Raw genomic sequence first — 19,353 nt, forward strand, 5'->3', positions numbered from 1 at the left:
GCAAGCTCCACCACGATGGCCTGTCGCGATCTTTTACTGACTTTTTAAGGCTCGAGGTGAACACCATGAAAAACAGGCAGACTGGTTTCACCATGATCGAATTGATCGTGGTCATCGTGATTCTTGGCATTCTGGCGGCGACGGCCTTGCCCAAGTTTGTGGACTTGCGCAGCGATGCGGTGGCCTCGGCCGGCGACGGCATGGCCGGACAGTTAGGCAGCGCCATGGCGATCAACTATGCCGGCTGCCAGGCCAACAACAACGTGGCGGCCGCCAACAAGTGCGTCACCATCAACAACTGCAGCCAGGCGGCGACCTTGCTGACTGGCGGCGCTTTCCCGACCAACGGCACGACCACCTTCTCTGTTGCCGCGTCCAGTCTGACGACCACCAACGGGTCTACCGCCAACTGTACGTTGACGGCCACCAACGGCACGACCACCGCCAACTCGACCTTCACTGGCGTGGCAGCGGGCAACTGATCCTCACCGATGTGACGGTGATGCAAAGCCAGGTTCGTCCTGGCTTTGGTCTATCTGGGGAGTGTGTTTCATGAGGCGTGAGCAGACGGGCTTCACCATGATCGAGTTGATCGTGGTCATCGTGATACTGGGCATTCTGGCGGCGACGGCCTTGCCCAAGTTTCTGGACTTGCGCGGTGATGCCATCGCCGCATCGGCGGATGGCGTGGCGGCGCAACTGTCCAGCGCGATGTCGGTCAACTATGCGGGTTGCTCGGCAACAGGGCACGTGGTCACGGCCAACAAGTGCATCGCCGTATCCAACTGCTCTCAAGCCGCCAATCTGCTGGCGGGTGGCGTGTTGCCAACCAATGGCAATGTCACTTACAGCATCACGGCTCAGGCGCTGGGGTCAGGTGCGGCTGGCGCCGATGGTGTGACGGGCGATTGCACGCTGTCGGCCACCAATGGCACCACAACGGCCACGGTCACGTTCACGGGCATTTCGGCTGGGCTGTGATGGTCTGATCAACGCTTAAAGCCTCAAGAAGGCCGCAAAAGCAGGATTAGTTCTGCTTTTGCGGCCTTTGTATGGCGGTGTCTTTCGCGCTTGTTGCAACATGTAAACAATTGGGCGTAGTGACATTTTCAGACACAGGGGCTGACATCAACGCCAGACTGATTGTCATCTTTGCGGAGTTCTTTCATGGCCAACAAACGGATGCTGAGCGGCTTCTTCAAAGCAGCGTTGTCGCTGCTGTGTTTGCTGGCGCTCATCGGCCAGGCTGTGGCGGGCTACTACGTCTATACCAGCGGCGTGTATTCGCCACCTAGCCCCGGCGCGAATCTCTACACCATCGACTTCAGCACGCGCACGCTGGCGAGCGAGCAGACGGCCAGCCGCTTGACCTATGCCAGCGCGGCCGGTGCGTCGCAGTTCCTGAAGTCTGGTGGTTCGATCAGCTACACAGGCACGGTGTCGGAGAGCGGTTTTTCCGGGAACGCGATGAAAATCAGCTCGGGCACCACGAGCAACGCCAGCACCGTCACGGTCAACTTTGCCAACCCTACGCCTTATGTTGGCCTGATGTGGCGCGCCCAATTCAACAGCGAGAACACCCAGATCCTGACCTTGACGCTGACGGACGGTAGCACCAAGGTCCTCAAGAACTGTACGTCGTCCAGCAATGCCCAGTGTGTCGGCATGTATGTGGACGACCCCAGCTGGTTGTCGTCCTTGCTCAACTTTCTGCTGGGCTGGCTGCTGGGGGACAGCATCACCTGGGCACCCATCTACGTGCAGTACACCCCTGACAGCGGCGTGAAGGTCTCCTCCATGCAGTTCAAGCTCTACAACTGCGGCGGTTGCGGCTTTTTGTCAGCGGACACCTCGCAGGATTGGTATGTCGACAGCATCAGCTACATCGATGGATTGGCTACACCTCACCATCTGGAGTTGACCACGGCCTCCAGCAGCGTGTCTGCCAACGCGGCCACCACCTTGCGCATCAAGGCTTGTGGTGATGCCACCTGTGCGACCCCTTACGTCACGGGGGCCAGTGGCACGATCGCCGTGTCAGGCGTGTCAGCCACCTACACGGCTGCCTGGACCATACCGGCCGGGCCTGTCAATTATGTGGATGTCACGGTGACGCCGACCACGGCCGGCACGGCGACCATGAGTCTGCCGACAACGTCACCCACGCCTAGCAATACGCCCAAGGTGTTCTGTGGCATCAGCGTATCTGCGGCCAGCGGCAATGCCTGTGCGATGACGGTGACCGTGCCCTTGCACCACGTGAACATATCGGCCAGCAATGGTCTGACATGCACCCCCAGAACCTATACCGTGCAGGCTTGTGCTGATGCGACATGCGCGACTCCCTATACCTCCGGGCTGTCTGGCACGCTGGCGGTGAGTGGCTCGGGCATGACGGTCAACTATCCCTCAGGGGCGGCCTTCAGCATCCCCAACGGTTCGTCGAGCGCCACCGTGTCCGTGCACGCTACCACCGTCGGCTCGCTCACCACGGCCACGCTGAGTGGCCTGTCTGCTACGCCATCCGGCTCGCCTTCAGTCTATTGCGGGATGAACGGATCCACGCCAGCCAGTGGCGGCAGTTGCACGATCAGCCTGGCCAGTTCGGGTTTGTTCTTTGATGTGCCGAATCATCTTTCAGAGGTTTCGCAGTCCGTGACGATCAGCGCTGTGCAGTCGAGCAACAACGCCACGGCTTGTACCCCGGCTTTTGCCAGCGTCAACAAGAGCGTGACCTTCAAGTGCAGCTACAGCAATCCCGGTTCGGGGACGCGGCCGGTTCGTGTGGGTGGCAGCGCATTGAATACCGGCAACAGCACGGCTGCGGCTTGTGATGCGACAGGGCGTTCGGTGTCACTGAGCTTCGACGCCAACGGTGTGGCCACGACCACCGTGCAGTACGCCGATGTGGGCCAAATGGGGATGACGGCCAGCTACACGGGTTCGGGAACAGATGCCGGCTTGAGCATGACGGGCTCGGATACCTTCATCGCCAGCCCGGCCAGCTTCGCATTCAGTAGCGTGACCGCTGCGCCGGTGGCGGGCAGTGCTTTTTCTGCAACCTTGACGGCCAGGAACAGTGCCGGTGCGGCGGTACCCAATTTTGGCAAGGAGTCTCCAGCTGTGAGTGATTACGTGCGCGTGGCCTGGAGCAAATACAGGCCGACGGGTGCCGGGGCTGTTGCGGGCACCTTGAGTGGTACGGCGACGGGTGCGAGCGGCTCGCCTGCATTGGCTTCGAGCGGCTTCACCAATGGGGTGGTGACCCTGTCCGATCTGAAATGGACCGAGGTGGGTACGGGCGATCTGTCTGCCAGTCTGGTGAGCGGCAGCTATCTGGGCTCCGGTACCGCCGTAACGGGCTCGACGGGCAGCACAGGTGCCGTCGGGCCTTTCGTTCCGCATCACTTTGACGTGAGTCTGACCCAGGCCTGTGGCAGCTTCACCTACAGCGGGCAGCCATTCACGGCCCAGGTCACCGCGCGCAATGCCTTGGGCAATACCACGCTCAACTACGATGGCACGGGCAGCACATCGCCCAATTTTGCCAAGTCGGGTTCTTTCTCGGCGGTGGGGGCGGGTGCGTCGTCCGGCACGCTTGGCAGCACGGGTTTCTCTGCCAGCCAGTTCAGTCAAGGTGTGGGCACGGTGAGCGCGTCGCCAGTGTTCACGTTTGGCAGCAAGTTGACATCAGCCACGGCGGTGACCATTCGTGCGGCAGACAGTGACGCCGTTTCGTCCAGCAGTGGGACGGAGGGCTCATTGAGCCTGCGTAGTGGCCGCATCAGGATCTCTAATGCCTTTGGTTCGGAAAAGTCCAGCCTGTCCGTGCCCGTGCAGGTTCAATTCTGGAATGGCAAGGCCTGGGTCATCAACAGCCAGGACAATTGCACCAGCATTCCCTCCGCATCGGTCGCCCGTAGCAACTACCTGGACAACAAGGGCGCAGCCACTTCGTCATGGAGCACAACGCCCACGTCGGTCACCATCACCGGCGGCAATGGCACCCTCTACCTCAGCGCGCCCACTGGAGGCATGACCGGCAGTGTGGATTTCGCATTTAATCTGGGGGGCAGTGCTACGGACCAGTCCTGTCTGAGCAGCCACCCGGCCAGCACCGGCGCCGCGCTGAGTTGGCTGCGTGCCCAGAACGGCACCTCTGGCAGTTGCGCTGGCTTGACCACTTACGACAGAGACCCCTCCGCGCGAGCTACCTTTGGCGTCTACCAGCCTGAAAGCAAGAGAACTGTGTATCAAAGAGAGTTGTACTGAGTGCACGAATGCTTGGCAATTCCCGTTCTGTTTTGGGTTTTCACCATGTTGAAAAAATCACAGAATTCACAGTAGTTCTGGCTGCTCGCGAACGATCGCGTCCGCAGGCAGTCAAAGGCGTACGGCTTGTGCTTGCGCGCCTTGATGCGTTGGAGTGTCGTCATGGGCAAGGCCAGTTGGAAGTCGATCTTGCAGGTGCTGTCTGGCCTGCTGCTGGTGCTGTGCGGGACCGTTGCACAGGCGGGCTTGTCCGTCTACACCAATGGCACGACCTCGCCCCCTAGCCCTGCCGCAAATCAGCGCACCATTGATTTCGATACCTTGACGCTGGCGAGCGAGCAGACAGCCAGCAAGTTGACCTACAGCTCCGCCAATGGCGATTGCAATCGCTATTACTTGCTGTTCGTGGGCTGGTTGTGTACGTTGGGCTCGGATCCGGGCAGTGTGGCCTACAACGCATCGTCTTCGTTGACCGGGTTTTCCGGCAATGTGATGAGCCTGTATTCCGGGGTCAATGCCAACACCACCTCGGTCACTATCAACTTCGCCAATCACACGCCCTATGTGGGCTTCCTGTGGGGCGTGGAGTTTGCGTCACAGAACTCGATGGTGGTCAACCTGACGCTGGCCGACAACTCCGTGGTGACGCTCAAGAACTGTACGGACAGCAGCAACAGTTTGTGCATGGCCAAGTACGTGGACCAAAACTGGTTCGCGCAGGTCTATAACCTCTTGTTGGGTTGGCTGCTGGGCGACGCGGTCGATTTCTATTCCGTCTACGTTCAGTACCAGCCAGACAGCGGCGTGAAGATCAAGTCGATGCAGTTCGTGGTGTCCCAGTGTGCGAACTGCGGTTTCCTGTCGTCGAACACTTCGCAGCATTTCAAGGTTGACAAGATCACGTATGTGGACGCGTCGGTGGCGCCGGATCACCTGGAGGTCACGACCTCGTCGAGCTCGGTCTCGCAAGGTGCCAGCACCAACGTCACGATCAAGGCCTGTGGCAATGCTGCGTGCTCCGTGCCCTACATCACGGGCGTCACCGGGAACCTATCTATCACCGGCACGGGGCTGACAACGACCTATACGACGGGCGCAGCATTTTCCATCGCCGCTGGCCCAACCAACACGACGACGGAGACGGTCAGCATCTCGCCAGCAGGCACAGCCACGGTGGCCTTGACCGGCTATTCGCCCACACCCACAAACACGACCAAGGTCTTCTGTGGACTGGGTACGACGGCCACCAGCAGTGGCAGTTGCTCTCTTTCAGTGATGGGCTTGCATCACCTGGAGGTGACCACATCGACCGCTTCGGGTTTCATTAATTCTGCTTTGACGTACACGATCAAGGCCTGCTCCGATGCCGCCTGTGCGGTCACGTATACGGGCGGTGTCACGGGTTCACTGTCTTTAACGGGGGTGACCGTCACGCCCGCAGCCAGCCAGGCTTTCACGATCACGGCGGGCAGCGCCTCGACAACGGTGAATGGCACGCCAACGGTGGCGGGCACCCTGACTGCGGCTGTCAGTGGCGTATCGCCGGCGGCTTCTGGGTCGCCGTCCTTGTATTGCGGCATGGGGGTGGCGGCAGCCAGTGGCAATTCCTGCGCCTTCACGGCCAGCCAATCCCTGCACCACGTCGAACTCACGACGGGTAGCGCCAGCAACGTGACCTGCACGCCGATCGTCTACACCGTCAGGGCTTGTGGCGATGCGGCGTGCACCACCAACTTCACGTCCGGCCTGACCGGGACCCTGACGGTGTCCGGCGTGACGGTCAACTATCCTGCCGGGCAAGGCTTCTCCATTGCCAATGGCAGCTACACGACCACGGTGTCTGCGCACGCCACCACTGTGGGCACTGCGACGGCGGCGCTGTCCGGCCTGTCGGTGACGCCAGTCGGCTCGCCTGCGACTTACTGCGGCATGGGTGCGGCGGCTACCAGTGGCGGCTCATGTGCAGCCTCCACCGTCGACTCGGCTTTGTATTTCTCGGTGCCCAACCACCTGTCAGAAGCGTCTCAGTCGGTGACGGTCAGTGCGGTGCGCTCCAGCAATAACGCGACGGTGTGCGCACCTGCATTTGCCAGTACCAGCAAGAACGTCACCTTCAAGTGTGCGTATGCCAACCCGACGACGGGCACCCTGCCCGCGCGTGTGGGAGGCACGGCCGTGAACAGTTCGGGCAGCGCCGCGGCGGCCTGTGATGTAACCGGCAAGGCGGTGAGCCTGAGCTTCAATGCCAGCGGCGTGGCCACCACGACCATGCAATATGCCGACGTGGGGCAAATGACCTTGACGGGCACCTATACCGGCTCTGGTACGGATGCGGGCCTGAGCATGACCGGCAGCAGTACCTTCATTGCCAGCCCGGCATCGTTCGGATTCAGCAGTGTGACCGCTGCGCCCGTGGCCGGCAGCACCTTTGCTGCCACCTTGACGGCCAGGAACAGCGTCGGCACGGCCGCGCCCAACTTTGGCAGAGAAACGGCTGTGACGCAGGACTATGTGCGTCTGGCGTGGGCCAAGTACAGGCCCACAGGGCTGGCTGCAGCGGCAGGTACCTTCACTGGCACAGGTTCAACCGGCGGCTCGCCCTATATTTCGTCGAGCAGCTTCAGCAGCGGCGCGGTGACGCTGAGCGATCTGAAGTGGTCAGAGGTGGGCACCGGCGATCTGACGGCCACCCTGGTCAGTGGCAGCTACCTGGGTACTGGTACGACGGTGACCGGCAACACCGGGGGCACTGGCGGCGTGGGGCCCTTCGTGCCGCATCACCTCACGGCCAGCATCACCCAGGGCTGCGGCAGTGTCTTTACCTACAGCGGCCAACCGTTTTCATTGACGCTGACAGCGGTCAACGCCGATGGTGTGACCACGGCCAACTATGATGGCTCCGGCGATACCTCGCCCAATTTCGCGAAGGCGGTCACGCTGTCCATGCAGGGGGCCGGGGCCAGCACGGGCGCCTTGAACAGCACGGCTGTGTCACTGAGCAGCTTTACCAGTGGCCTTGCCTCGTTCTCCAGCACCGGTGTGTCGCCGTTCAAGTTCACGTTCACGTCGAAGCTGACCTCGGCCACGGCCGTGACCGTGCGGGCCACAGAGAGCGCCAGCAGCATCTCGTCAAGCGGGTGGGATGGCACGCTGACCGTGCGCAGCGGGCGGATCAAGGTCTCCAATGCCTTTGGTTCGGAAAAAAGTTCACTGGACATTCCTGTACAGGCACAGCACTGGAACGGCAAGACCTGGGTGGTCAACAGCGATGACAGTTGCACCTACATTCCCGTTGCGGCTGTCGCGCGCACCAACTACCTGGATTACAAGGGCGGCGCCACCTCGTCATGGAGCACCACGCCAGCGACCAAGGCCACCATCAACAGCATTCCCATGGCCGTGGTGATAGGCGGCGGCAATGGCACCTTGACCTTGGGCGCCCCCAGCCCCGTCTCCACAGGCAGTGTGGACTTCGCCTTCAACCTGGGCGCGACCTCGACCGATCAATCCTGTCTGGCCAGCCATCCGGCCAGCACGGGTGCCAATCTGGACTGGCTTCGTGCGCTCAATGGCAGTGCGAACAGCTGCACCGGGTTGATTAGCTATGACCGTGATCCGAGTGCGAGAGTGACATTCGGCGTCTACAAACCAGAAACCAAGAAGGCGGTGTTCGTCCGTGATCTGTACTGAAGCCCCCGTGCCCGCTCGCCTGCACCAGGCAGGCTTCACGATCGTGGAGCTGATCGTGGTCATGGTGCTGGCCGGTATCCTGGCCGCCTATGCCATCCCCAAGGTTTCAGGGGCCATCGGCGCGCGCGATGACGCCTGGCATGACTCTTTGCAAGGTGCGCTTCGGTTTGCCCAAAAGGGGGCGGTGGCCCGCCGTCGCCTGACCTGTGTCACCATCACGGCGACCACAGTGAGCATCACCTCCGCCGCAGTGAATCCCGCAACGTCCTGCTCGACCAGCGTCAATGGGCCCAATGGCAGCGCGACCTTTGCATCATCGACCAACAGCAGTGCGGGCACGAGCGTGTCACCGGCGGGCACGATCTATTTTCAGCCGGATGGGCGTGTGACCACGGATGGCGCAGGTACCACCTCGGCGGATCGAACCATCACCATGTCGGGTGCCAGCAGCATCACGGTCTACGGGGAGACTGGCTATGTGGAGTAGGCCATCGCGCGGCTTCACGCTCATCGAAATGGTCGTGGCGATCGTGATCATTGGCGTGGCCCTGGCCGGCGTCATGGCGGCGTTCAACCAGAGCGCCAAAAGCAGTGCCGACCCGATGGTGCGCAAACAGATGCTGGTTCTGGCGGAAGAAATTCTGGAAGAGATCGAGCTCAAGCAATATCCGCCTTTGGCCAACACGGCCCCGGCCACGTGCGCGCGCGACACCTACAACGATGTGTCGGACTACAACGGCTATGCCACCACCAACCAGATCTGCAACATCGATGGCACCACGATATCGGCGCTCAGCGCTTACTCCATCAGCGTGAGCGTGGCAGTCTCAACGCTGAGCGGTGTGGCCGCTGCCAAGCTGATCACCGTGACGGTGTCGCGAGGCAGTGACAGCGTGACCCTCAAAGGCTGGCGAACGGACTACGCATCATGATGAAGCCCGTTTCCCATCCTCAACATGGCGTGACGCTGGTCGAGCTGGTGCTGGTCATCATGATCGGCGCGATCATGGCCGCCACGGTGTCGCTCTTCATCCGCCCGGCGATCGACGCCTATACGGGTACACGCTTGCGCGCGGACATGTCAGATCAGGCCGATACGGCCTTGCGGCGCATGCTGCGGGATGTGCGCAGGGCCGTGCCCAACTCCATCCGGGTACCGTCGGCGCAATGTTTCGAGCTGGTGCCTGTGGTCTCCGGCGGGCGCTATCGCATGGCGCCGGACAATGTCAATGACGCAGGCTCATGCAACCCGCAGCCTACGCCGCCTACGGCGCCCTCCGCCGCCTGTTCTGCCTGGGTGGACACGTCACAGACCACGATGGCGTTCGACACCTTGTCGCCACTGTCCACCGACCCGTCGGCAGGGGACTGGGTGGTGATCAACAACCAAAATGGCAACGATGTCTACACCGGCGCCAATCGATCGGCCATCACCTCGGTGACGTCGCCATCGAGTTCGACGCAAGGCTACAAGCGCATCACCATGTCGACGATGCAGGTGTCTCCCGGCTATTCAGGTGGGCGATTCCTGACTGTCGCCAACAGCGAGCAGTCTGTCTTCTACATCTGTTCGGGGGCGGATGGCACCCTCAACGGCAATGGGGATGGCAAAGGCACCTTGTACCGGTTGGTGCGGTCGTTCACTTCAGCCTATCCCACATCGTGCCCCTCCACAGCAGGTGCCGTCGCCCTGGCCACGCGCGTGAAGTCTTGTTCTTTCGTATACGACCCCAATCAGGGCGCCACACAGCAAAGCGGCTTTCTGTGGATGGACGTGGAGCTGGCCCGCAACAACGAAACAGCCCACATGGCAGTTGGTGCCCATGTGATGAACGTGCCATGACGATGCCATCCTCGCTTCATCCCATGCCAATTGGCTTGCGCACTCAGAGGGGCCTGGGCATGATCGCGGCCATCGTGGTGCTCGTGATGATGGCCGTGCTGGCCGCGGCCGTGACCCGGCTGACCTGGACGCAGCAGGTGTCATCGGCGCAGGACGTCATGGGTGCCCGAGCCTTTCAGGCGGCCAACGCAGGCACCGAGTGGGGCATGTATCAGGCGCTCAAGGGTAGCTGGATGGGTTCGAACTGTGCGGGCAGCCAGACTTTAGATCTCACCAGTAGCATGGGTTTCAAGGTGACCGTGTCTTGCACAACCCAGAGCACGGCCTACAACGAAGGCCAGGATGCCAGCGGCACGAACCTGACCACGAGGCTCTATGTGATTGATGCGGTGGCTTGCAATGGCTCGGCGGCCTCCTGCCCGGACAACGCGAACTCGGCTGGCATGAACTACGTTGAACGCAAGCGTCAGGCCATCATTTCCAGCGCGGACCCTGGTTTCTAAGGGCGCACTGATGCAGGCGGTAGCACCGCCCAGGCCACGGCCACCGTGTAGGGCTTGCCCATCCAGCTGGTGTGGATCAGCAAGGTGGGGCGCGCCTGAAGGTTGGGGTAGCGTGCCAGCAGGGCTTGAACCTGCTCTCGGCTGTCTGCGGGGGGGGGTGGCATGGCCGTGTCGCCTCGGCCAATGGGCCAGACGAACAGGGCGCCATCACGGTGAACCTGCTCAGGCTGCAGCCACAAGGATTCACTGAAGTCGGCGTCGTAGAACACCGTGGGGCGGTCGTCACTGTAGTGCGCCACTGTGCCTGATACGAATGGTTCGCCAGCGACGATGCGCAAGGGTTGGCCGGTTTGGGCTCGCCACTGTGCCGTCAGGGTCTGGGCGATCTCTCGGCCCGGGTAGCTGGTGCGATCGAGGCGATGCTTTTTCTGGGGGCCCCACAGTGCGGTGATGGCAAACACCAGTGCCGTCAAGGTCACCCAGACCAGGGTGGCTTTGATGAAGCGAGAGGTATTGAGCACACGCGGTTGGCGCCAGGCGAGGTAGAGGGGGGCCGCGCAAAGGAAGAAGGGCGAGGCCCACATGTGCAGCATCTTGGCTTGCGCCAGCGTGGCGGCCGTCATGATCAGCAGCAGGGGCGCCAGTGCCAGGGTGAACAGCAGCCAGCGCTGTTCCGCCGGGCGGGATGAGGCTGCGGCCGGGCCCAGAGAGCGCAGCAGGGCCCACAGGGGCAGGAGCACCAGGCTTTGCGCTAGCACGAAGTGGACGAACTCCTGCGCCCAACTGCCTGTACGCGCCAGCTCTTCGCTGTGACCGCGCCCCAGCGCGTATTGCAAGGTAGCCCAGTCGTTGTCAATGGCCCAGCTCACATGTGGCGCCAGGATCAGCGCGAACACCGCCGCTGCGGCCCAGGGGCCGGCTGTGGCCCAGCATCGACGTGCAGCGGGGTGGACCAGTGTGTAGATGAACATGCAGGCTGGCAGGAGCAGGAACACATACTTGCCCAGCGTCCCCAGGCCGCAGCACAAGCCCAGCACCAGCCACCAGATCAGGCGGCCACTTTGCGTGGCGCGCCAGAAGCTCAGCGAGGCCCAGGCCCAGAAGGGGAACATCACCACATTGGCGTTGAATTCGGTGCTTGACAGGTTGAAGTAATGAACGCCTTCCGTGGCGATCAGCGCAAGGGTGGCCAGCCGCGTGCCCAGCAAGTCCTTGCCCAGCAGCCACGCACCCGCCAGGCCTGCGGTCACCATGACTTGGGCCAGCAGGAACAGGCTCCAGTTGCTTGTGCCCCAGCGTGCCATTTCGGCGATCCAGCCAGACAAAGGGGGGTGTTTGTAGTAGCCCCATTGCCACTCACGTCCCCATGCCAGCGCTTCGACCACGTCCAGCGGCAGGTTGCGTGACACCAGCAGCGGCAGGGCTGTCCAGATCAGCAAGTGCAGCATCAGCACGAACAAAGCCGTGCGTGGATCCTCAAGTGAGTCGGCGAAGGAGAGGCGAGCGGCTGTCATCGGGGCAGGGGTGGTCGGGCACAAGACAATGCCGCACACGCGGGTGCGGTGCGGCATTGTAGGTATACCCGGCGGTCGGGGCTCGCTCAGACCGTGATGGTTGGATCCTGCACCTCAGGGGGGGGGGCTGTTGCCGGCGCCGCCGAAACGTGGTGCTGGGGCGTTGCGGGGATCCTGGCGGCTTGTTCTCTGCTGTGTTCCATCAACAGCGCCTCGAAGGACTCTTCTTTCATGGGGCGGCCCAGGTAGTAGCCCTGCGCCTCATCGCAACCGTGGGCGACCAGGAAGGCCGCCTGCTCGTTGGTTTCCACGCCTTCGGCCACGATGCCCACTTCCAGCCGATGCCCCATGGCGATCAGGGCGGCCACCAGGCGGCTGTCACCCGGTGACTCAGGCACGGACGACAGGAAGCTGCGATCCAGCTTGAGGCGGTCTACCGGCAGTTCCCGCAGGTAGGCAAAGCTCGAATAGCCCACGCCGAAATCGTCGATGGCGATGCTCACGCCCACGGCGCGCAACTGGGTCAGGATGTCGGCCGCGCGCAGCGATTCACGCACCACGACGCTTTCCGTGATCTCCAGCTCCAGTGCGGTCGGTGGCAGGCCGGTGTCCTTGAGCACTTGTGCGACCAGGGCCGGGATGTCGGCTTGATCCAGCTGAACAGCGGACAGGTTCACGGCCACGCGCAAGGGCCAGCCGCTGCGCTCGCGCCACTGTTGCGCCATGACGCAGGCGCGTCGCAGCACCCATTCGCCCATCGCCACGATGAGGCCGGTCTCCTCGGCCATCGGGATGAAGTCGGACGGCGGGATGAGTTTGCCGCCGTGCTCCCAGCGCAGCAAAGCTTCTGCTCCACTGATGCGACCGCTGGCGCAATCGAATTGCGGCTGGAAGTGCAGGCGCAACTCGTCGCGCTCCAGTGCTTTGTACAGATCGTTTTCCAGCACCAGCGTGTCAGCCGATGGCGACTGCATCTTGTCGCTGTACACCTGCACGCGGTTGCGGCCATCGCTCTTGGCCTGGTACATCGCCAGGTCAGCGTGGCGCATCAGCGTGATGGTGTCGGCACCATGTTCCGGGTAGATGGCCAGGCCGATGCTGGGGGTGATGCGCAACTCGTGCGTACCAATGCGCAGCGGATCGACAAACAGATCGAGCACCTTCTGCGCCACGCGTTCGCCGTCTTCCACCGCCGAGATCTGGGGTAACAGGATCACGAATTCGTCGCCACCCAGGCGGGCCACGATGTCGGAGGTTCGCATGGCGGCACGCAGGCGGCGTGCGATTTCGATGAGCACGCTGTCGCCCACATGGTGGCCCAGGCCATCGTTGATCTTCTTGAAACGGTCGACATCCAGGAACATCATGGCCATGTGGTGGCCCTGACGATCAGCAATGCCCATGCAGGTCTTGAGCTGTTCCTGCAGCATGTTGCGGTTGGGCAGCGAGGTCAGGGCGTCGTGCTGCGCCATGTGCTGCAACTGGTGTTCGGCATCGCGGCGCGAGGTCACGTCGTAGGCCATGGCCAGGTAGCCGCTGAGGTGGCCGAACTCGTTGCGCAGCTCGGTCACGGTGATCTCGGCGATCAGGAAGCTGCCGTCATCGCGGCGCATGGTCCATTCGCTGGGCAGGCCGGGCGACTCGTGCGCAAGGTGGGTCAGCACGTCCAGTTCGCGTACGGGCTCGTTGAGGCGCAGCGCCAACATGCGCGCGCGTTCAGCCACCTGATCGGGGTCGAAGAAGCGGCGCGTCGTGCAGCGGCCCACCAGCTCGTGCGCCTTGGTTCCCACCAGCTTTTCACCAGCGGGGTTCACGGTCTGGATGACGCCTTGGGCATTGAGCACGAAAATGGCGTAAGGCGCGTTGTGCACGATGACTCGGCGCATCTCATCGACTTCGTTGAGCTGGCGCTGGGCTTCGAAGATGGCGCGCTCGGCAGACTCTTGCGCCGTCAGGTCGCGCAGCACCGCGATGTATTGCTTCTGGCCGTTGAGTTCCATGCTGCTGACGGCCATGTCCACGGGGAAGGTCACCCCGTTGGCGCGCAGGCCCTCGGTGCGTCGCCCCACGCCATCGATACCGACCTGCTGGGCTTGCAGGAAGCTGTCCATGCGTTTGTCAGGCGCATGCGTGGCCGTGGCGGGCAGCAGCTTGCTGACATGCTGGCGCACCATGTCGCCTTCTTCGTGGCCGAACATCAGGCAAACGGCGTGGTTCACGCTGAGGATGTCGCCAGCCGTCGACAAGGTCGCGATGCCATCCACCGTGTTGTCCAGCACGGAGCGCAAACGGCGTTCGCTGTCGCGCGCTTGTTGGCTCAGGTCCAGCGCCATGGAGGCCGCCTGCTCCTGGCGGTCGCCCGCGCTGCGAATGGCCCACCACAGTCCGACCGAGGCAAAGATGCCGCCGAGCAGCAAGGCCAAAGGGTAAGCCTGGGTCATGGCCCGCACAGGCTCGCGGACGAATCGCATCTGCCAGTGGCGGCCGCCCACGTCGAACTTGACGACGCGCACATCGGTATCGTCCTGCCGTGCGGTGCTGGTGTAGCCCTTGTCCATGTGCGCTGCACTGTTGAACAGCAACTGTGGCGTGGCTTCTTCTGGGTCCAGGTCTGACCCGACGTCGTAGACCGTCCAGTGGAGGTGCTGCCAGTCCTTGAGTTGCGCGGCCTGCTTCATCAAGTCTGCTGCGCGTACGCTCCCGCTGACCAGCCCGATGAAGGCGGCACGGCGATTGCCGGTGGTGTCGATGGGGGCGTTCGGTTTGAAAATGGGCAACCGGATCACGATGCCCAGCTGGTCGCCAGCGGTTTGCCCCAGTTGCAGGGGTGCAGAGACTTGGGGACGCCCCGTATCACGGGCGCGTTCCATGACCTCGCGTCGTGCCGGTTCATAGGCCATGTCATGGCCCAGGATCGCCCCGCCGAGTTGTTCTGGCTCATTGAACAGCACCGGCAAATACTCGGCGCGTTCACCTGGCGGAGTCACCTGGTAGCGCGGGTAGCCATCTGCTTTCATGCTCCGGTCGTTGCGGACAGCCGCTTCGAGCGCGGCTTTGTGATCGTGGGGGATCCACTGCGCGTACTGGATGCCCTGGAAGGCGGGGTACTCCCTGGCGATGTCCAGGTTCTGATAATTTCGATGGAAGGCCTTGCGGTCAACGTCGCCGGTGACCAGGAACATACCCTGGAAGCTGCGCAGTACGTCGAGGTAGTGATCCGTGATCTGAGTCAGGTGCTCGGTGATGTCTGCCGTCTGCTGAGCAAAGGAGGCATCAGCCGCCTTCTGGAGATTGCGGCTCGCTTGCCACCATGCCACGCCGCTGAGCATCAGGCCGGCAAGCAGCACGGCCCACGCACAGCGGTGCAGCCAGCGTGATTCTTCCTCGGTCTTGCGAATGTCGATCAGCATCCAGGGTCCTTGACATGCCGTCGCCCGCCTTGGAGACGGAGCGCGTTGTCGGTGTATCGGACTGGTGCTGGCAGGCTTGACCCTCGAATGAGGGGGCGACGCCCCGAAAGTGCCTCAGACTGCTTCGGGGCGTGAAGAGATTCACATCATGACCATGTAGGCCGATCGCTACGAGTTCAACGGACCATGGCCATCAGGCGGGCCACGCGCTCTTCAGTGGCCGGGTGCGTCGAGAACAAACTGCGCAGCCCGTCGCCAGACAAGGGGTTCATGATCATCATCTGGGCCGTCTCGGGGTGCGCCTCGGCGGCCTGCAGGGGGATGCCTTGCGCGTAACGGTGAATCTTTTCCAGGGCGCTGGCCAGGGCTTGAGGGTCGCCGCTGATTTCGGCGCCACCCCGATCGGCTTCGAACTCACGCGCGCGGCTGATGGCCATCTGGATCAGGCTGGCGGCCAGTGGCGCCAGGATGGCCACGGCGATGCCGGCGATCGGATTGGACGGCCGCCCTTCGGAGTCTCGCCCGCCAAAAAACACGGCGAAGTTGGCCAGCATGGAGATGGCACCAGCCATGGTGGCGCTGATGGTGCTGATGAGGATGTCGCGGTGCTTGACGTGGGCGAGTTCGTGCGCCATGACGCCGCGCAATTCACGCTCGGTCAGCACATTGAGGATGCCGGTGGTGGCGGCCACGGCCGCATGCTCGGGGTTGCGCCCTGTGGCAAACGCGTTGGGGGCCGATTCGTCGATCAGGTAGACGCGTGGCATGGGCAACTGGGCACGTTGGGCCAGTTCCTTGACCATGGCGTAAAAACGCGGCGCAGAGGTTTCATCCACCTCGCGGGCGTTGTACATCTTCAGCACCATCTGGTCTGAGAACCAGTAGCTGAAGAAGTTCATGCCGACGGCCACGACCAGCGCCAGCATCATGCCGGTACGGCCACCTATCATCCCGCCAATGGCCATGAAGAGGGCGGTGATGGCCGCCATGAGAATGGCGGTTTTCATCATGTTGAACATGTGGTCGGGCCTCCTGACCCGCAAAATGAAGCACACCACCTTATGGTGGCAGGCAGTTAGATGAGGTGCAAACCAAAAGGTTCAAGCCAGGGATGCGGGCAGGGTCGGGCAACTTTGCAGAAATTCACGTACCGAGATGCGCTTGCCACCCGGCTTTTGCAAGGTGTGCAAAGCCAGTGCCTGTTCTCCGCAGGCCACCACCAGCGTGTCGCCTTGCGCGTGCAGGATCACGCCGGGCTGACCACCCGTTGGCACGACACTCGCCGCCCACAGTTTGATGGTGTCCGTGCCCTTTTCTCCTGCCAGCTGGAAGGTGGTGCCCGGGAAGGGGTCAAAGGCTCGCACGCGGCGCTCGATCGTGGTGGCCGGCAAGCGCCAATCAATGGCGGCTTCTGCCTTCTCGATCTTGTGCGCGTAGTTCACGCCCTCTTCGGGCTGGGGCGTGGCCGTCAGGCCACCGCAGGCAGCCATTTCCAGCGCTTCGACGATCAGACGCCCGCCCAGCGCAGCCAACCGGTCATGCAGCGCGGCGGTGGTGTCATCGGGGCGAATGGCGTCCTTCTCGATCACGAGCATGTCGCCCGTGTCCAGCCCGATGTCCATCTGCATGATGGTGATGCCGGTTTCGGCATCGCCGGCTTCGATCGCGCGGTGAATCGGCGCCGCACCACGCCAGCGCGGCAGCAGCGAGCCGTGGATATTGAGGCAGCCCAGGCGGGGCAGGTTCAGCGCCCACTGCGGCAGGATCAGGCCATAGGCGGCTACCACCATCACATCGGGTGCGGCGGTTTGCAGGGCGGCTTGAGCGGCCTTGGCCTCATTCGGGTACTTGCCATCCAGCTTCAGGCTGTGAGGCTGCGCCACGGTGATGCCATGCTGCTGTGCCAGTTGTTTGACGGGCGAGGCCTGCAGCTTCATGCCACGACCTGCGGGGCGATCCGGCTGGGTCAGCACCAGCGGCACCTCGAAGCCGGCGGCCAGAATGGCGCGCAGGGCCTCGCTGGCGAACTCGGGCGTGCCGGCGAAGGCGACTTTCAGCTTGCTCATGCGTCGCGCTCGTCGCGGGCTTTTTTCTGCAACTTGGTCTTGATGCGGTTGCGCTTGAGTGGCGACAGGTATTCCACAAACACCTTGCCCAGCAGGTGGTCGAGCTCGTGCTGCACGCACACGGACAGCAGGTCGTCGTCGGTCTCGAATTCAAAGGTCTTGCCGTTGCGATCCAGCGCGCGCACCTTCACGCGCACATGGCGCTCGACCTTGTCGTAAATCGCAGGTACCGACAGGCAGCCCTCTTCCCACACCAGCATCTCGTTGCTGGCCCAGGTGATTTCGGGGTTGATCAACACCAGCGGCTTGTTGCGCTCTTCGCTCGTGTCGATCACGACCAAGCGTTCGTGCACGTTGACCTGCGTGGCAGCCAGCCCCACGCCCTTGGCTTCGTACATGGTCTCAAGCATGTCATCGACCAGCTGGCGGATGCGGTCATCCACCTGCGCGACGGGTTTGGCGACCGTGTTCAGGCGGGTATCGGGGTACTGGAGGATGGGCAGCAGGGCCATGGTGCGAATGTCGAGGAGAGGGAAATCAACAATAACGTTGTGGATGTGGCGCAACGTCAACCGGGCTGACGAGGCCGCAACCGCTGGTAACACGGGGCAATTTTGATTGCGACTGTGTCGGTTTTACGGGCAGAATCAAATGATCATTGACCAGATTTTGCCGAATATGAGCCAACCCTGCCTGGGTGAATCTATTCGGCCGGTAATTGGAGACTGTTTTCATGACCCAGCGATCGCTGTTCCACGCGGCTCGTCAGACCCGTGCCCTGAGTGTATCGGCACTGACCGCGCTGGGCGTGCTGGCCGGTAGTTTGACCACCGCTCACGCTGAGGGTGTTCCCAACTATCCCATCACCCCGCAACAAAAAGCGACGGCCGCCAAGGTGGCCGAAGCCGGCGTGCCGCTGTCCGAGCTGTCGCCCAATGCGCCCGATACCTATACCGTCAAGCGCGGCGACACGCTGTGGGATATCTCCAGCCTGTTTCTGAAAAACGCCTGGCGCTGGCCGGAACTGTGGGGCATGAACATGCAGCAGATCCGCAACCCGCACCTGATTTTCCCGGGCCAGATGCTGTATCTGGACAAGAGCAATGGCCGCGCGCGCCTGCGCGTGGGCGAGCCAGTGGTGGGGGCCAATGGCACCGTGAAGCTGTCGCCGCGCGTGCGCGCTGGCAGCCTGGATGACGCCATCAGCAGCGTGCGCGTGCACCTGCTGGAGCCCTTCTTCAACGAGGCGGTGGTGTTCGACACCAGTGAGGAGTTGCTGGCTGCACCTCGCATCGTGGCCACGCAAGAAGGGCGTGTGGTGCTCTCACGTGGCGAAACGGCGTATGTCCGTGGTGACCTGCAAGGCCGCCGCGAATTCCGCCTGTTCCGTGAGCCCCGTCCCCTGCGCGATCCCTCCACCCGTGAGGTGCTGGGCTTTGAGGCTCAGTTTGTCGGCACGGCCAACGTGACCCGCGAAGGGGCTGAAGGCACGGGGGCCGATGGTGGCCCGGTGGTGATTCCGTCCACCTTCATGCTCACCAGCCTGCGCCAGGAAGCCGGCGTGGGTGATCGCCTCTCGCCCGTGCCACCGCGTGAGTACACCAACATGGTGCCGCATGCCCCAGCGCAGGATCTGGCCGGGCAGATCGTCTCCATCTATGGTGAAGGCTTGGCTGCCGGACAGAATCAGATCGTGACCATCAACAGGGGCGCGCGTGATGGCGTCGAGCGAGGCCATGTTCTGGCCTTGTGGCGTGCCGGAGCCACCGTGACCGACAAGACCAGCGACGACAAGGCCACGCTCAAGCTGCCTGACGAACGTCATGGCCTGTTGTTCGTGTTCCGCGTGTTTGATCGTGTGTCCTACGCCTTGATCCTCAACGTGCAGGAGCCCGTCAAGGCGGGCGATCGCTTTACGCAACCCTGAGCGGGTTGACCGCGTCGGTGGCCGTGTGGCCGCCGGGATGCGGGCAGACCCAAGGGCAGACATGAGGGCAGTGCGGTCCATGCCGCGCTGCCCTTTTTTCATTGAAGTGCGGCATTCAGAAAGAAAGA

At 62.6% G+C, this 19,353-nt stretch carries 14 protein-coding genes; 9 read left to right on the forward strand and 5 right to left on the reverse strand.

The window, feature by feature from the left end:
• The first annotated feature begins 65 nt into the window (after positions 1–65).
• The 8 genes from HY836_RS18405 to HY836_RS18440 all read left to right on the forward strand — a co-directional run bounded on the left by HY836_RS18405 (position 66) and on the right by HY836_RS18440 (position 10,308).
• Complete coding sequence (locus HY836_RS18405) at positions 66–482, forward strand: type II secretion system protein (protein WP_290679276.1); 417 nt, start codon at positions 66–68, stop codon at positions 480–482.
• A gap of 70 nt (positions 483–552) precedes the next feature.
• Positions 553–981 carry a type II secretion system protein gene (locus HY836_RS18410; RefSeq protein WP_290679280.1) on the forward strand — a complete coding sequence of 143 codons (429 nt, stop codon included), beginning with the start codon at positions 553–555 and terminating at the stop codon, positions 979–981.
• A gap of 186 nt (positions 982–1,167) precedes the next feature.
• Positions 1,168–4,272, forward strand: coding sequence for a DUF6701 domain-containing protein (locus HY836_RS18415; RefSeq protein WP_290679283.1), 3,105 nt, complete (start codon positions 1,168–1,170; stop codon positions 4,270–4,272).
• A 162-nt stretch (positions 4,273–4,434) separates the two neighbouring features.
• Complete coding sequence (locus tag HY836_RS18420; protein ID WP_290679286.1) at positions 4,435–7,962, forward strand: DUF6701 domain-containing protein; 3,528 nt, start codon at positions 4,435–4,437, stop codon at positions 7,960–7,962.
• A 7-nt stretch (positions 7,963–7,969) separates the two neighbouring features.
• Positions 7,970–8,449: a Tfp pilus assembly protein FimT/FimU gene (locus HY836_RS18425; RefSeq protein WP_290679289.1), complete on the forward strand. Its 480-nt coding sequence runs from the start codon at positions 7,970–7,972 to the stop codon at positions 8,447–8,449.
• On the forward strand, positions 8,439–8,894 hold the full coding sequence (locus HY836_RS18430; protein WP_290679292.1) for a type II secretion system protein: 456 nt from the start codon (positions 8,439–8,441) through the stop codon (positions 8,892–8,894). The genes HY836_RS18425 and HY836_RS18430 overlap by 11 nt, the downstream gene beginning before the upstream one ends.
• Positions 8,891–9,805 carry a prepilin-type N-terminal cleavage/methylation domain-containing protein gene (locus tag HY836_RS18435; protein ID WP_290679294.1) on the forward strand — a complete coding sequence of 305 codons (915 nt, stop codon included), beginning with the start codon at positions 8,891–8,893 and terminating at the stop codon, positions 9,803–9,805. The genes HY836_RS18430 and HY836_RS18435 overlap by 4 nt, the downstream gene beginning before the upstream one ends.
• Entirely contained in the window at positions 9,802–10,308 is a 507-nt protein-coding gene (locus HY836_RS18440; RefSeq protein ID WP_290679296.1) for an MSHA biogenesis protein MshP, read from the forward strand. Before HY836_RS18435 ends, HY836_RS18440 begins: the two co-directional genes overlap by 4 nt.
• Here the strand turns inward: HY836_RS18440 and HY836_RS18445 are convergent.
• The 5 genes from HY836_RS18445 to def form a co-directional block, all read right to left on the reverse strand.
• Positions 10,305–11,822 (reverse strand): glycosyltransferase family 39 protein, encoded by a 1,518-nt coding sequence (locus tag HY836_RS18445; protein ID WP_290679299.1) that lies wholly within the window; start codon positions 11,820–11,822, stop codon positions 10,305–10,307. The genes HY836_RS18440 and HY836_RS18445 overlap by 4 nt on opposite strands.
• An 86-nt stretch (positions 11,823–11,908) precedes the next feature.
• Positions 11,909–15,232: an EAL domain-containing protein gene (locus HY836_RS18450; protein WP_290679302.1), complete on the reverse strand. Its 3,324-nt coding sequence runs from the start codon at positions 15,230–15,232 to the stop codon at positions 11,909–11,911.
• Between the two features lie 176 nt (positions 15,233–15,408).
• Positions 15,409–16,251, reverse strand: coding sequence for a zinc metalloprotease HtpX (gene htpX, locus HY836_RS18455; RefSeq protein WP_290679305.1), 843 nt, complete (start codon positions 16,249–16,251; stop codon positions 15,409–15,411).
• A gap of 81 nt (positions 16,252–16,332) precedes the next feature.
• Positions 16,333–17,289, reverse strand: coding sequence for a methionyl-tRNA formyltransferase (gene fmt / locus HY836_RS18460; protein ID WP_290679405.1), 957 nt, complete (start codon positions 17,287–17,289; stop codon positions 16,333–16,335).
• A gap of 5 nt (positions 17,290–17,294) precedes the next feature.
• Positions 17,295–17,810, reverse strand: coding sequence for a peptide deformylase (def, locus tag HY836_RS18465; protein WP_290679308.1), 516 nt, complete (start codon positions 17,808–17,810; stop codon positions 17,295–17,297).
• Between the two features lie 221 nt (positions 17,811–18,031).
• Here def and HY836_RS18470 point away from each other — a divergent pair, with 221 nt between their 5' ends.
• Positions 18,032–19,225: a LysM peptidoglycan-binding domain-containing protein gene (locus HY836_RS18470; RefSeq protein WP_290679311.1), complete on the forward strand. Its 1,194-nt coding sequence runs from the start codon at positions 18,032–18,034 to the stop codon at positions 19,223–19,225.
• The last annotated feature ends 128 nt before the right edge of the window (positions 19,226–19,353 follow it).

This window comes from Aquabacterium sp., from assembly GCF_016234775.1.
Classification (GTDB): domain Bacteria; phylum Pseudomonadota; class Gammaproteobacteria; order Burkholderiales; family Burkholderiaceae_C; genus Aquabacterium.